Source organism: Halobacillus trueperi (assembly GCF_003386945.1).
Lineage (GTDB): Bacteria > Bacillota > Bacilli > Bacillales > Halobacillaceae > Halobacillus > Halobacillus aidingensis.
Genome location: NZ_QUAE01000006.1, coordinates 42,986 through 55,668 on the forward strand (window position 1 = coordinate 42,986; position 12,683 = coordinate 55,668).

General features: G+C 44.4%; 14 protein-coding genes. 5 read left to right on the forward strand and 9 right to left on the reverse strand.

Features of this window, described 5'->3' with window-relative positions; translation table 11 throughout:
• Positions 1-130: 130 nt before the first annotated feature.
• From hemQ to DYE48_RS09520, 4 genes are all read left to right on the forward strand, one after another.
• The gene (gene hemQ / locus DYE48_RS09500; protein WP_089654957.1) at positions 131-868 is read left to right on the forward strand and encodes a hydrogen peroxide-dependent heme synthase; all 738 of its coding nucleotides are present in this window, start codon (positions 131-133) and stop codon (positions 866-868) included.
• Between the two features lie 694 nt (positions 869-1,562).
• Positions 1,563-1,985, forward strand: coding sequence for a cell wall hydrolase (locus tag DYE48_RS09510; RefSeq protein WP_115823397.1), 423 nt, complete (start codon positions 1,563-1,565; stop codon positions 1,983-1,985).
• Between the two features lie 42 nt (positions 1,986-2,027).
• On the forward strand, positions 2,028-2,522 hold the full coding sequence (gene gerQ, locus DYE48_RS09515) for a spore coat protein GerQ (protein WP_115823550.1): 495 nt from the start codon (positions 2,028-2,030) through the stop codon (positions 2,520-2,522).
• Between the two features lie 89 nt (positions 2,523-2,611).
• Positions 2,612-2,860, forward strand: a complete 249-nt coding sequence (locus DYE48_RS09520) for a hypothetical protein (RefSeq protein WP_115823551.1) — start codon at positions 2,612-2,614, stop codon at positions 2,858-2,860.
• A gap of 2 nt (positions 2,861-2,862) precedes the next feature.
• On the opposite strand, the gene DYE48_RS09525 is transcribed toward DYE48_RS09520, so the two are convergent.
• From DYE48_RS09525 to DYE48_RS09540, 4 genes are all read right to left on the reverse strand, one after another.
• Positions 2,863-3,231, reverse strand: a complete 369-nt coding sequence (locus tag DYE48_RS09525; protein WP_115823398.1) for a DUF423 domain-containing protein — start codon at positions 3,229-3,231, stop codon at positions 2,863-2,865.
• 12 nt (positions 3,232-3,243) lie between these two features.
• Positions 3,244-3,543 (reverse strand): YwdI family protein, encoded by a 300-nt coding sequence (locus DYE48_RS09530; protein WP_115823399.1) that lies wholly within the window; start codon positions 3,541-3,543, stop codon positions 3,244-3,246.
• A gap of 772 nt (positions 3,544-4,315) precedes the next feature.
• Entirely contained in the window at positions 4,316-5,659 is a 1,344-nt protein-coding gene (locus DYE48_RS09535; protein WP_115823400.1) for a sodium-dependent transporter, read from the reverse strand.
• Between the two features lie 129 nt (positions 5,660-5,788).
• On the reverse strand, positions 5,789-6,007 hold the full coding sequence (locus DYE48_RS09540; RefSeq protein WP_115823401.1) for a uracil-DNA glycosylase: 219 nt from the start codon (positions 6,005-6,007) through the stop codon (positions 5,789-5,791).
• Between the two features lie 73 nt (positions 6,008-6,080).
• On the opposite strand from DYE48_RS09540, the gene DYE48_RS09545 reads away from it, so the two are divergent.
• A complete protein-coding gene (locus DYE48_RS09545) occupies positions 6,081-6,797 on the forward strand; it encodes a YwaF family protein (protein WP_115823402.1) in 717 nt (238 codons plus the stop codon).
• Between the two features lie 297 nt (positions 6,798-7,094).
• On the opposite strand, the gene DYE48_RS09550 is transcribed toward DYE48_RS09545, so the two are convergent.
• The 5 genes from DYE48_RS09550 to DYE48_RS09570 all read right to left on the reverse strand — a co-directional run bounded on the left by DYE48_RS09550 (position 7,095) and on the right by DYE48_RS09570 (position 12,578).
• On the reverse strand, positions 7,095-7,667 hold the full coding sequence (locus DYE48_RS09550) for a cytochrome c oxidase subunit 3 (RefSeq protein ID WP_115823403.1): 573 nt from the start codon (positions 7,665-7,667) through the stop codon (positions 7,095-7,097).
• Positions 7,664-9,571, reverse strand: a complete 1,908-nt coding sequence (gene ctaD, locus DYE48_RS09555; protein ID WP_115823404.1) for a cytochrome c oxidase subunit I — start codon at positions 9,569-9,571, stop codon at positions 7,664-7,666. Before ctaD ends, DYE48_RS09550 begins: the two co-directional genes overlap by 4 nt.
• A 24-nt stretch (positions 9,572-9,595) precedes the next feature.
• A complete protein-coding gene (gene coxB / locus DYE48_RS09560; protein WP_115823405.1) occupies positions 9,596-10,294 on the reverse strand; it encodes a cytochrome c oxidase subunit II in 699 nt (232 codons plus the stop codon).
• A 314-nt stretch (positions 10,295-10,608) separates the two neighbouring features.
• The gene (locus DYE48_RS09565; RefSeq protein ID WP_089653560.1) at positions 10,609-10,917 is read right to left on the reverse strand and encodes a phasin family protein; all 309 of its coding nucleotides are present in this window, start codon (positions 10,915-10,917) and stop codon (positions 10,609-10,611) included.
• Positions 10,914-12,578 (reverse strand): ABC1 kinase family protein, encoded by a 1,665-nt coding sequence (locus DYE48_RS09570; RefSeq protein ID WP_115823406.1) that lies wholly within the window; start codon positions 12,576-12,578, stop codon positions 10,914-10,916. The genes DYE48_RS09565 and DYE48_RS09570 overlap by 4 nt, the downstream gene beginning before the upstream one ends.
• Positions 12,579-12,683 lie beyond the last annotated feature (105 nt).

Sequence of the window (12,683 nt, forward strand, 5' to 3'; positions counted from 1 at the left end):
GATGATACTTCTCTAACTGTTCACTCTTTTGTCATACCCGCATCGTTATCTATCCAAATGCAAATGTGTTATATTTATGGAGGATGTTTTATTAGTACAATACTTCAATGTAAAAGGAGCGATCGATCCCATGCCAGAAGCAGTAGTTACCATGGACGGCTGGTATTGTCTGCATGATTTTCGTTCTGTCGACTGGACAGCATGGAAGTATGCATCAAACGAAGACCGTGAAGAAGCGATCAATGAATTCAAAGAATTGATCGGTCAATGGGAAGAAACAGAACGCAGCAAAGAAGGTAGTCATGCTTTATATACAATTGTCGGTCAAAAAGCAGATTTCATGATGATGATTTTACGTCCGACAATGGAAGAGCTGAACGAAATTGAAACGGCCTTCAATAAATCCAAGCTGGCAGAATTCACGAAGCCTTCCTATTCGTATGTCTCTGTCGTTGAGCTTTCCAATTACATGGGGAGTGCGAACGAGGATGATCCTGAAATTCAGGCACGCCTGCGCCCTACCCTTCCGAAGTGGAACCACATTTGCTTCTATCCGATGGACAAGCGCAGGCAAGGAAATGACAACTGGTATGTCCTTGAAAAAGATGAACGTGCCAAACTCATGTATGCCCACGGGATGACAGGCCGTCAATACGCCGGCAAGATCCGTCAGATCATTACCGGATCCATTGGTTTTGATGACTGGGAATGGGGCGTTACGCTATTTGCTCATGATGTGCTTCAATTCAAAAAGCTCGTGTATGAAATGCGCTTTGATGAAGTAACTTCACGTTATGGCGATTTCGGATCTTTCTATATCGGAAACATCCTCAAGCCAGACGCTGTCGAACAATTTTTACAAGTATAAAGAAGAAAGCTGCCAGCTCACCTGGCAGCTTTTTTATATCCCCATTCTTTCACTAACGCTCCCTTTTCTGGAAGACTCAGTTTCGAGATGTTTCCGGGGTTCGTTGCCGTATTGGGCGTCAGGGGTGGTTGGGAAGCTACTCGCTTTCCTGTGGGGGAGTGGCGAGCTTCCCAACCACCCCATTCGATGTAAGGGAGATACGAACCCCTATACCGAGAGGAAGTGTCTCCCACTCTTCCCTCCTAAGTAGGCATAAAGCGCCCTGGATCAAGCTTTTACGTTCTGAATGCCCGCTGTGAAGAGGTTTATATTATCCCTTTTCCTCAATCATACAAGCTGATTTTCCAGAAGTGGTTTCGAGAATCTTCCATGGCAAAGGGGCGGAGGGGAATGGGGAGACTCCTGTGGGAAAAAGTGCATGGTGAGACCCCACAGGACGCAGTCCGAGGAGGCTCACCGCGCTCCCACGGAAAGCGACTCATTCCCCGCAGCCCCCATCCATTCAACAAAATTCTCGAAACTGAGTCTTCAAGAATCCTGCCATATTGTTGAGGAACAGCAAAAGGACTATCCCTTCTTGGGAGGTCCTTTTTTGTTGTCCATCAGAAAATATTTTTAATCATAACTCCATAGGCGTCCAACATATAGTGTTAAAGAACATGCAATCATGCCTTTATTAAAGTGAGGTGACCGCATGGCTGTTGTCCCCTTCAATCAGGCTGATGTCAAATTATTAGCGAGGCTTATGAGAGCAGAGGCTGAAGGAGAAGGTAAACTAGGCATGCTTATGGTCGGAAATACAGGAGTCAACCGTGTGCGAGGAAATTGCATCGATTTTACGGAGATCGATACGATTCGTAAGATGGTGTTCCAGAGCCCCGGCGGCTTTGAGGCTACTCAAAAGGGATACTTCTACCAAAGGGCACGGGAAAAAGACAAACGGCTTGCAAGAAGGACGATCAACGGTGAGCGGTTCCACCCTGCCACAAATTCACTTTGGTTTTTCAAGCCTTCTGGAGACTGTCCAGCTCAATGGTTCGGCCAATGGAATACGGGCAGGTTCAAATCCCACTGCTTTTATTCTCCGGTTCGGTCTGACTGTCCTAGTGTTTATTAATTCCAATAAGGAGTGATTCAATTGGCACAAAAGAAACCGCAAATGGGCGGACAGGGTCAGGGGCAAGGTCAAGGACAGCCGATGTACGGCGGCCAATCCTCCCCCTATTACGGCCAGAACCCGTATATGCAATACTACCCAAGTGCACAGATGCCAATCCAAGGAACACAGCCGCCGCAAGGTCAGCAAGGTGGTCTACAAGTTCCACAAATGCAGCAAGCCCAATCAAAAGGAGTAAACCCTCCGAATATGTTACCTTCCGAAGAATCATACATCGAAAACATTTTACGCTTGAATGCAGGAAAACCTGCCACAGTGTATATGACTTTTGAAAACAACGACCAATGGAACGCCAAAGTTTTCAAAGGAATCGTTGAAGCGGCAGGAAGAGACCATATCATTCTCAGCGATCCTCAAACAGGGAAACGTTATTTACTCTTGATGGTCTATCTTGATTACATTACATTCGACGAAGAAATCAACTATAACTACCCGTATGGCGCCGGACAGGGAATGGGCAATTATCAACCCCGCTAATGAAGCAAAAAACTCGCTATTTCGGTAGCGAGTTTTTCATTTCCATATTCAAAATTACTGGCTATACGCCAAAAGAAAAGGGTGTACAAATGCGACCTCCATATGAGAGTTACCAGAGAGCCCAGTTAGGTGCCCTTTTGTTAGCTGTAGTTCTTGCCGTGGTCGGTTTATTCCAGCTCGAACACCAATGGATCATCTTACTCATGTTTTACGTTCTAGCGGCGAGCTTTGCTCTAGAAGGTATGGTCGAGATGAAACGACAGCAAAAAGTGAATGCCATCATTCAACTTGTTAGGGCGGTCATTCTTCTGTTTTTCACGACGATCCTTTACTTTTAGTATTAAATATATTTAATGACAGCGTAACCCAGCAAAATCCAGCCGATCAAAAATGACAGACCTCCGAGTGGAGTGATCATAGCAAACACTTTGATTCCAGACGTAGCATAGATGTAAAGACTTCCGGAAAAAAGCAGGATTCCAATTAAGAAAAACCAACCTGCACCTGTCATCACACCGGTCTGGATTTTGCTCATCAATAGAGCTGTGACAAATAAAGCCATCGTATGGAACATTTGATAATCAACGGCTTTCCCCCATTGATCCAATCCTTTTTCGGAGACCTTCCCTTCAAGTCCATGAGCACCGAACGCACCTAAAGCGACGGATAAAAATCCATTGATTACGGCTAAAATTAAAAAAAGCTTCATTTTTTCTCCCCCTTAAAAATCGAAAATAGAAGACCCATTGGCTTCATCATGATCAATTTTCGTTTCTTTATCCTCTTCCTGAACGGGCTCAGGGTTGCCTGCTCCCATCATCTTGCGAATTTCTTCGACTGTTGGTTCTTGGACCACAGCCGGTGTACTTTGCGGACTGGTATCTTCCTCTAACAGTAAGTCAGCAAGCAATTTCACGGAACGCACGTGCTCCCTCACTTTTTGTTCATTTCCATGCTGCAGCATCGCTTCCTGTATCTCACTGGACATCTTTTTCAAGACCGTTTTGTTGGTAATTGCCATAAATCGTTTTCTCCTTTTCGATAAAAGATGGTTCTCTGTCGTAGTTTAACACGTTCCCCTCTCCCCTGTCCTTTTCTCTCCAGCAGTTTCATCAAATGTTAAAAAGTTACCTTGCTGAATTCAATTACCCACTATTCCAGATAAGCTCCCGTTTGTGGAAGACTCAGTTTCGAGATGTTTGTTGGAGTTTAGGGGCTCCGGGAAACAGTTCGCTTTCCATGGGGCGGGCGCTGAGCCTCCTCAGGCTACGCCTTCCGGGGTCTCACCTGTTCCACACGTCCCATAGGAGTCTCACCGTTTCCCTCCGCCCCTTGACCATAAGAGTATCTCGTAACCACTTCCAGAATAAGCGGCCCTCTATCGTAATGGGAGTTGGTGTATTCAACTCTCAAACAAGCAGTAAACTATACTCTAACGCTTGCTATAGAGCGCTTCTCAACTAGAAAGTAGTTATTATGGACGACGCTCCATTCGTGTACGTGGGTTCGTTTATCTCATCTCTCGAATGAGGTGGTTGGGAAGCTGCGAGACTCCCGTGGGAGAAGGAGATAGGCGAGATCCCGCAGGACGTAGTCCGAGGAAGCTCGGCGCTCCCCCACAGGAAAGCGAGTTGCTTCCCAGCCACCCTGACGCTCAACATGGCAACGAACCCCGGAAACATCTCGAAACTGAGTCTTACACAACCCTGCCATATTCTTCAATAACTAACTCTAAAAATTCCAACATGTAAAAAAGAACCCCGACGAATGGTCGGGGTTCTTGAGTTCTAAATTTATAGAGAGATGACTCCGATTTGGTTTAAAAAGATCAAAATGATCATGACTGGGGCAATGAACTTGACGATTGTAAACCATACGTTGCCAAGCAGCCCTTTTTTCATATCGGTGGCTTCCAATGCTTCGGATTTCTTGAAGTACCATCCTACAAGAAGGGCCATGGACAGACCGCCAAGTGGAAGCAAAATGTTGGAGGCGATATAATCCATCGAGTCGAGAATATTCAAGTCTCCAATCGGGGTGACGCCGGACCATAAGCCAAAGCCAAGGGAAACGCCAATTCCGAGTACAAACATAATGGAGCCCACCAACACACTCGTGGCAAAACGCGTCCAACCGAAAGCTCTCATAAAGTAAGCCGTCGGTACTTCCAGTATAGATACAGATGATGATAAGGATGCCAGAATTAAGGCGAAGAAGAACACCAGTCCGATGATTCCTCCAAATGGCATCTGCTCAAAAATACTTGGAAGTGTAATGAATACAAGTGGCGGGCCTGAACTTGGATCAATTCCAAACGCAAACACAGCCGGAAAAATCACAACACCTGAGATGATGGCGAAAAATGTATCCATGATGCCGATCCCAAGCGTCGCACTCGGCAGTTTGTTTTCTTTTTTCAAATAACTGCCGTACGTCAACATAGCTCCCATTCCAAGGCTCAAGGAGAAAAAGGCTTGACCCAGGGCTGCTATATAAATGGACGGATTACTAAACGCTGTCCAATCAGGCTGGAACAAAAATTCCAAACCTTCTGAAGCTCCATCCAAGGAAAGACTGAAGAACGCAAGACCGATCAAAATGATGGCAAGCAATGGCATGAAGATTTTGTTTGCTGCTTCAATCCCTTTCTTAACACCACTCAACACAATCACGATGGTTAAGATCATGAATAGTGCTGTCCAGGCAATCGGATGCCAAGAGTGGCTGATAAATTGGCCAAACGCCCCTTCATAACCAACTTCAGGCGAAGTAAAGAATGATCCATTAATATAATTCCAGAAATAAAAGATCGCCCATCCAGCTACCACAGCATAAAACCCTAAAATTAAGAAAGCACTGGCAATACCAAAGAATCCCGTCAAATACCAGGGCGTCTTAGGAGCCAACTTCTGAAATGAACCCACAACATCACTTTGCGCTTTCCTTCCGATACTGACTTCAGTCAATAACAGGGGTACTCCAATTAAAAGTACGAATAATAAATACAAGATTAAAAAGGCGCCTCCGCCATTATTACCTGCTACGAAGGAGAACCTCCATATATTTCCTAGTCCGACAGCTGACCCCATTGCGGCAAGCATAAAGCCCAGCTTCGTCCCCCACTGTTCTCTCGCCATACTCACTACACTCCTCTCACTCATTCATCTAATTCAGCCGCTCTCTTTTTTTATTCGGCTTAGTGAAATATTCATCAGCATACCATAGAATGAGCGAGTGTAAATACATATTCTGAAATTTCATTTAATTTACAGTCGGTAATCGATCAGGGAAGGGGTTCCAGATTGATTATTCTTCTTTTTTTGATTCTTTTCAGCAAATTGTAAGCATTCTGTGCCTGTCGATTTCAAAACGAATGCGGAAGGTATTTCTTTCGTTTTGAATCCGTAAGCCTCGCACGCTCTCGGAAAAGCTGGGTTCCATGTTGTACGAAAATGCTTGCAACGGAAGCAGTTGACCTTTTTCATATCGACCCTCTCTCCTGCCAAATGATATGGTAGAATCATAGCACAGCTAAAGCCTGTTCTCTAGGAGGCTATTATGGAAGCATGGTTTAGTGAACAAATTGACCAAACCTTTACTACATTCGGTACCAGCCATACATGGATGCTCTCCATTTACTTGGTTGTTTCTTTAGTAATGCTTTTGATGCATCAAACCTTAAAAAATTCCAATGTACTGCATAACATTGTGCGTTACAGTCTATTATTTTTGCTAATCCTATCTGAAATCAGCTACCAAACCTGGACGATCATGCACGGTCTCTGGATGGAAGGAAGCCACCTCCCCCTCCATTTGTGCGGGATCGCTTCTTTATTAGGTGTGGTTGCGCTCCTTACCTATCACCCTAAACAGATTAAGATCACTTTTTTCATAGGTATTCTGCCCGCAGCCATTGCCCTGATCACTCCTGATATCCCTCATGGATATGAGCACTTCCGCTTTTGGAAGTTTTTTGTGCATCACATGGCCATCTCCTGGACCGGTCTTTTTTTGATCATATCGACAAAAGTCACGATTAGAGGAAAAGACTTGTTGGAAACCTTCTTCTATTTGATCATTTACAGTGTGTTCATCTTCATTTTCAATACTTACTTCCAGACCAATTATTTGTATTTAAATGGACCTCCCATTGCAGGTACCCCTCTTGACTGGATGGGGGAAGGCGTCATGTATTATATCAGTCTAGTTTTAACAGCACTCTTTGTTTTTTCCCTTATGTATTTTCTTTACAAGCTCATTAAGAAAACTAGATAGACCTCCCACTATTCAATATAACGGCAGGATTGTTGAAGACTCAGTTTCGAGATGTTGCCGGGGGTCGTTGCCTAGTTGGGTGTCAGGGGTGGCTGGGAAGCTACTCGCTTTCCTGTGGGGGAGTGGCGAGACTCCTGCGGGAAAAAAATGCATGGTGAGACCCCGCAGAGCGGAGCTCGAGGAGGTTCACCGCGCTCCCGCGGAAAGCGAGTCATTCCCCTCCGCCCCTAAACTCACACAAAAGTCTCTAAACTGAGTCTTCCACAATCGGGAGGCTTATCTGTAATAGTTTTGATATCAGAATAGGTAGGGTGCGTAGACGATGAGGATGATGAGCACCCAGATGACATCGACGAAATGCCAGTAATAATTGAAGATTTTGTGCTTTTCTATGAACAAGGACTTCGGCATCGTCTGCTTGAACTGGACCATCAAAAGAATCATCCACACCAGCCCAAACGCAACGTGTGACGCATGAAGTCCAACAAGTACATAAAAGGAAGCGAGGAAATTGTTCATCGTAAGTGTGTAGCCTTCACTCCAGTACTTGTAGAACTCATGAACTTCCAATCCCATAAAAATACTCCCGAGCAGGAAAGTCGTCCCCAGTCCGATCCAGATCTTGAGACGATTCCAATTTCCCAACCCACTCTCCGCTATTAGTAAGGTCCCGCTGCTTGAAAGAAGGAAAACGGATGTCAATACGACGGTTCGCAGCTCGTACACTTCTGTTGGATCGGCTCCTCGCGGTGAAGGGGTGTAAAGGATATAAGTGGCGAACAACGTCGCAAACATGATGGCTTCAACGACTAAATAGAGGAAGAAACCGAGTCGTTTGTCATTGAATAAAACCTCTGATGTCTGTTTCATGAGTCTTCCTCCTTTCGGTACACAGCTTTCCTTTCATCATTAAACACACGGTAGATGAAGAAACCTAGCGCAGCGATTCCACCCATTACCTGTATCCAAACCCATCCATATATAAAGCCGATACTCATGACAATCAAGACACCCGCTAGCAGGACGGGAGCGACCGTTTGAATAGCGATTGGAGAAGGTCTCGGCTCTTCGGATTCTGGAAGCTTCTTTCTCTCCACTTTGCTGTACCAGTAAGCATCGATGGAATTTATTTTTGGAATAGGTTGGAAAGGATGCTCAGGCGCTGGGGATCCGACGGTCCATTCCAGCGTCCGCCCATCCCACGGATCCGCACCCACGGGGTCGGTAAGACGGTGAGTCTTATACAAATTCAATAAGACAAAAAGCATACTCGCCCCCATCAAAAATGCTCCGATCGTACTGACGAAATTCAATAAGAATACACCATCTTCCCACGTGTAGGTGTACACGCGGCGTGGCATCCCGTTTAATCCAGCAAAGTGCTGGGGCATGAACGTCAAATGAAAACCGATGATGAAAAGCCAGAAATGCCATTTGCCCAGTTTTTCATCAAGCATCTTCCCTGTCATTTTCGGATACCAATAATAAATGCCTGCAAATGCCCCAAGAATCGTTCCACCAATCATCGTATAGTGAAAATGGGCAACAACGAAATATGAATCATGATACTGGTAGTCAGCCGCTGCTACAGCGAGCATGACACCTGTCACTCCTCCAATGACGAATGTTGGGATAAACCCTAATGAAAACAGCATAGGAGTCGTTATTCGGACAACCCCTTTTCGCATCGTAAACAACCAGTTAAATACCTTGATCCCGGTCGGAACGGCAATTAACATCGTAGTGATGGCAAAGATCGAATTGGCCAGGGCCCCTAGTCCAACTGTAAACATGTGGTGCGCCCATACCATAAACCCTAGAAGTCCGATTAAAGCAATCGCAATGACCATGGATGTGTACCCATACACTCTTTTTCTTGAAAATGTGGAAATCACATCAGAAAAGATCCCGAAGGCTGGAAGGATCAAAATGTACACTTCTGGGTGACCGAAAATCCAAAATAAGTGCTGCCAGTACACAGGATCGCCGTATTCCCCAAGAAAGAAGCTCGTTCCATAAATCCGGTCGAACATCAATAACAATAGAGCTACCGTCAAGACCGGAAAAGCGATCAGGATAAGAAAAGAAGTCACGAGGGTAGCCCAGGAGAATAAGGGCATCCTTGTCATCTTCATCCCTGGCGCACGAAGACGGATGATGGTGACAATCATATTGATCGCAGTAAAAATGGTACCAAGGCCTGAGACTTGAAGACCGAATATGTAATAGTTGTTATTTGGGCCTGTGGTAAATGTATCTGTGGCGAGTGGAGCATAGGATGTCCACCCTGCGTTCGGGGCAGCATTGAAGAAAAAGGCCATATTGAAAATGATGCCGCCGGATACAAACAACCAAAAGCTGATCGAATTCAAATAAGGAAAAGCAAGGTCATTGGCCCCCAACTGAAGAGGCACAGCAATATTCATCAAGCCAATCAACAGAGGCATGGCAACGAAAAAAATCATAACTGTCCCGTGCGTCGTAAAAACTTCATTATACTTTTGAGATTGGAAGACCCAGAAATCATTTTCCGGTATGGCCAGCTGCGTCCTGATGAACATCGCGTCGATGCCGCCACGGATAAAGAAAACCATAGCAAGCAAAATGTACATCGTTCCAATTTTCCGATTGTCTGTAGTTGTTATGTAATCCCAAACCAATGGCCATTTCTTTCTCGTCGTCATCCACCATAATAAGGCTGCACCCAACAGAATGGATACAATCCAGGCCACAACGATATCTGAAGGTACTTCCCCTATGAAAGGTACATACATCCCATTCACCTCTTCTCCCCATGTTTATTCTTTTTCCAACCAGCTTTCAAATGCTTCCTGACTCACTACTTTCGTTTCAAACCTCATCAAAGTATGCTCCGCTCCACAAAATTCTGCGCATTTCCCCTGAAATGTCCCCTCTTCACGTGGCTCAAACGATAACCTTGTCTCTTCACCAGGGAGAACATCAATTTTCCCTGATAAATTCGGAACCCAGAAGGAATGGATGACATCATTAGAGGTGAGGCGGAATTCTACTTCTTGATCTACAGGTAAAACGAGCTCATCATAAGATTCTTTTCCGTTCTCATAAGTGAACTTCCAGTTGAATTGCTGGCCTACCACTTCAACGGTCATGGCGTCTCCCTGAGATCCTTCTGCTGAACCTGACACTTTCGAGGTTAAATCATATGTAGCCTTTACCGTCGGAACAGCTAAGATTGCAATTAATAAAAGAGGAACGAGCGTCCATGTGATTTCCAGCCACTTGTTCTCCTTCTCATCTGGGGGAATATCGAATTTCGCCTTCCCTCTTTCCCGAAACTTCCTAAGAAAGGCGACGAATAAAACAAATACGACGATCAGCACAAGCATCATAATGCCGAAACTCAGATAGATTAAGTCCGTCAATGTATCAGCTGTATCGCTTTTTGGATTAAGAACTCTCATTTGGCACCCAGATAAGAAAGCGATTACGAAAAAGAACAAAACTAGTTTCTTCACCGACTCTTCCCTCCCGTCCAGTTGGATATCTGTAGTTATAGGACTGTCTAGTAATGCTCTATTACCTAATCCTTACAGAACAAAACTCTTTCTTTTCCTCCCACAAAAGCACCTTATCTTTAAGACTTCGTTTAGATGTTTGTGTGAGGGAATGGTGGTCGGGAAAGCGAGCCATTCCCCGACGCCCCATCTTCTACACAATAGTCTCGAAACAGAGTCTTCTACAATCCATCTAATATTCGTAAATTTTTGTTCAATAATATAGCAAGGAAAAGCCCCCGTATCTGATGGAATCAGATACGGGGGCTTATTTGTTATCTTCCATGAAGATTTTCAAGCCTTTCGATGCGGGCTTCTAGCTTTTCATATTCTTCTTTTGAAACGAAGCCCAGTTCTTTCATTTGATCCTGGAATCTGGCTTTCGCTTGTTCATTCCATTCTTTGTCTTTGCTTTGTCCTTTTGAAATCCATTGGTTCATCCAATTGTTGACCATTGTCTTTGCTTGTGAAGGGCTGATTTCTCCGCGCTTCACCATTTCGTTGACCATTTTTTCAAAACGTTCCTTGCCACTGATGGCAGCGCCTAAACCAAGATGGAATCCTTTCTTCAATAAATCACTCATCCTTCATTCCTCCTATTGTGATGGATGCGTTTTAACATCCTCAAATGATTGAACGAACATACGAGAAACCCAAGTACACCGATTCCTGACAGGATACTCCCGATCCATACAGTCGGGAGGACAGGAACGATGAATGTGTAATATAAAGCGGCTGCACCGATTCCTGCGATGACGAGCGAAAAGAACGTATAAAATAAATAGTATTGATGAAATAAATGGTTTTTTTGATGATAACTCTTCCATTCCCTCTCTTTATCTCCATCTTCGAGATACTCGACCAATGCTCTCGGTAAGGAAAGGAGCGGTCGAGCTGTCTCTTTCGCGATTTCTTTATATAGAGAAAAACTGGAAGCTTCTCCTGACATCCATTCTTTGATCACTGGTCTGCCCCACCGGATTAAATCGATTTGAGGATACACACTTGTGAGAACCCCTACGATGATTGAAGTCGCACGTCCCAAAAAGGCATAATCGGCAGGCAGCTGAATCGGCTGCTCTTTCACAAACTCTTGCAAATCGCCCAGCATATCATTCATCATATGCGCATCCAACTTGTCAAAGTTCCCATCCAAGTACATGTCCGTCGTCTGCTTCAAGAGTTTCTTCACTTTTTCTGTATCCGCATCAGGAAGTAAGAAATCCATTTCCTGCAGCGATTCAATCACTCTGTCGTAATCATCTAATATGAAGCCTTGAATCATTTTCCGGATTGAATTCGCATCTTCATTTTTGATCTCCCCGACCATCCCGAAATCGATGACGACGACAGTACCATCTTCTTTTAACATCAGATTTCCGGGGTGAGGATCGGAGTGGAACATTCCTGCGTATAGAAACTGTTCGACACACAAATCAAACAACGTACGAGCGATTCCTTCCCGGTCGATGCCATGCTTTTTAATAAAAGATAAGTCCGTAATTTTTGTTCCTTCAATCCATTCCATGACAAGGACACGTTTCGTCGATAAATCAGAATAATAATCAGGAATGTAAACATCATCAAAATCTGCAAACCTCTTTTTGAAATGGTTACCGTTTTCAAGCTCCATGGTGAAATCCAATTCGTTGCTGATCACTCGGACGACTTCCCGATACAAAGCGGGCAAATCTGCTTTTTTTCCGTAAACAGTAAGCTTATCCAGCATCCAAAATACAATTTTCAATGCTTTGAAGTCCATCCGGAATGTATCGCGAACCCGGTATCGTTGGACTTTGACCGCTACGGGTGTACCGTCTTTTAAATGAGCTTTATAGACTTCTCCGATAGAAGCTGAAGCAACGGAATTTTCATTGATGTCTGAAAGGTATTCATCGAGGGATGCATTCCAATCTTCCTCTATGGTTTGTTTAGAATACCGGAAGGGAATCGGTTCAACTCTGTCGACAAGTCCCTCTAATTCTTTAATGAATGACTGGGGCAATAGATCTCCTCTTGAGCTTAAGAATTGCCCGAATTTGATCAGCAGACCACCTAACAAGACCGCCTTTTTCCGATACTCTTCCGCTTGCCCTGCCAGCATCTCCTCCCATTTCCGTTTTGTATCCTGATCCCAGATCCGGTGTCTTTTTTCAAACCAGAAAATTTGTATAAGAAATTTCAACGCCATCCAGACGATGATGGAAATTCTGTATATAGATATGTATTTCAATCGTTTTCCCATTTTCCTCCCCCTCCATACTTCTGTACTTCATTCTTCCCTTCTCTTATTCTCGTCAATCATGAAAATTTTTAAGCGCTTAAGGAAAATAGACCTAATACTTTTTAC

Bases quoted from the DNA above. Each gene is read 5' to 3' on its own strand.
- hemQ (WP_089654957.1), top strand. From the start codon at position 131: ATGCCAGAAGCAGTAGTTACCATGGACGGCTGGTATTGTCTGCATGAT.
- DYE48_RS09510 (WP_115823397.1), top strand. From the start codon at position 1,563: ATGGCTGTTGTCCCCTTCAATCAGGCTGATGTCAAATTATTAGCGAGG.
- gerQ (WP_115823550.1), top strand. From the start codon at position 2,028: ATGGGCGGACAGGGTCAGGGGCAAGGTCAAGGACAGCCGATGTACGGC.
- DYE48_RS09520 (WP_115823551.1), top strand. From the start codon at position 2,612: ATGCGACCTCCATATGAGAGTTACCAGAGAGCCCAGTTAGGTGCCCTT.
- DYE48_RS09525 (WP_115823398.1), bottom strand. From the start codon at position 3,231: ATGAAGCTTTTTTTAATTTTAGCCGTAATCAATGGATTTTTATCCGTC.
- DYE48_RS09530 (WP_115823399.1), bottom strand. From the start codon at position 3,543: ATGGCAATTACCAACAAAACGGTCTTGAAAAAGATGTCCAGTGAGATA.
- DYE48_RS09535 (WP_115823400.1), bottom strand. From the start codon at position 5,659: ATGGCGAGAGAACAGTGGGGGACGAAGCTGGGCTTTATGCTTGCCGCA.
- DYE48_RS09540 (WP_115823401.1), bottom strand. From the start codon at position 6,007: ATGAAAAAGGTCAACTGCTTCCGTTGCAAGCATTTTCGTACAACATGG.
- DYE48_RS09545 (WP_115823402.1), top strand. From the start codon at position 6,081: ATGGAAGCATGGTTTAGTGAACAAATTGACCAAACCTTTACTACATTC.
- DYE48_RS09550 (WP_115823403.1), bottom strand. From the start codon at position 7,667: ATGAAACAGACATCAGAGGTTTTATTCAATGACAAACGACTCGGTTTC.
- ctaD (WP_115823404.1), bottom strand. From the start codon at position 9,571: ATGTATGTACCTTTCATAGGGGAAGTACCTTCAGATATCGTTGTGGCC.
- DYE48_RS09565 (WP_089653560.1), bottom strand. From the start codon at position 10,917: ATGAGTGATTTATTGAAGAAAGGATTCCATCTTGGTTTAGGCGCTGCC.
- DYE48_RS09570 (WP_115823406.1), bottom strand. From the start codon at position 12,578: ATGGGAAAACGATTGAAATACATATCTATATACAGAATTTCCATCATC.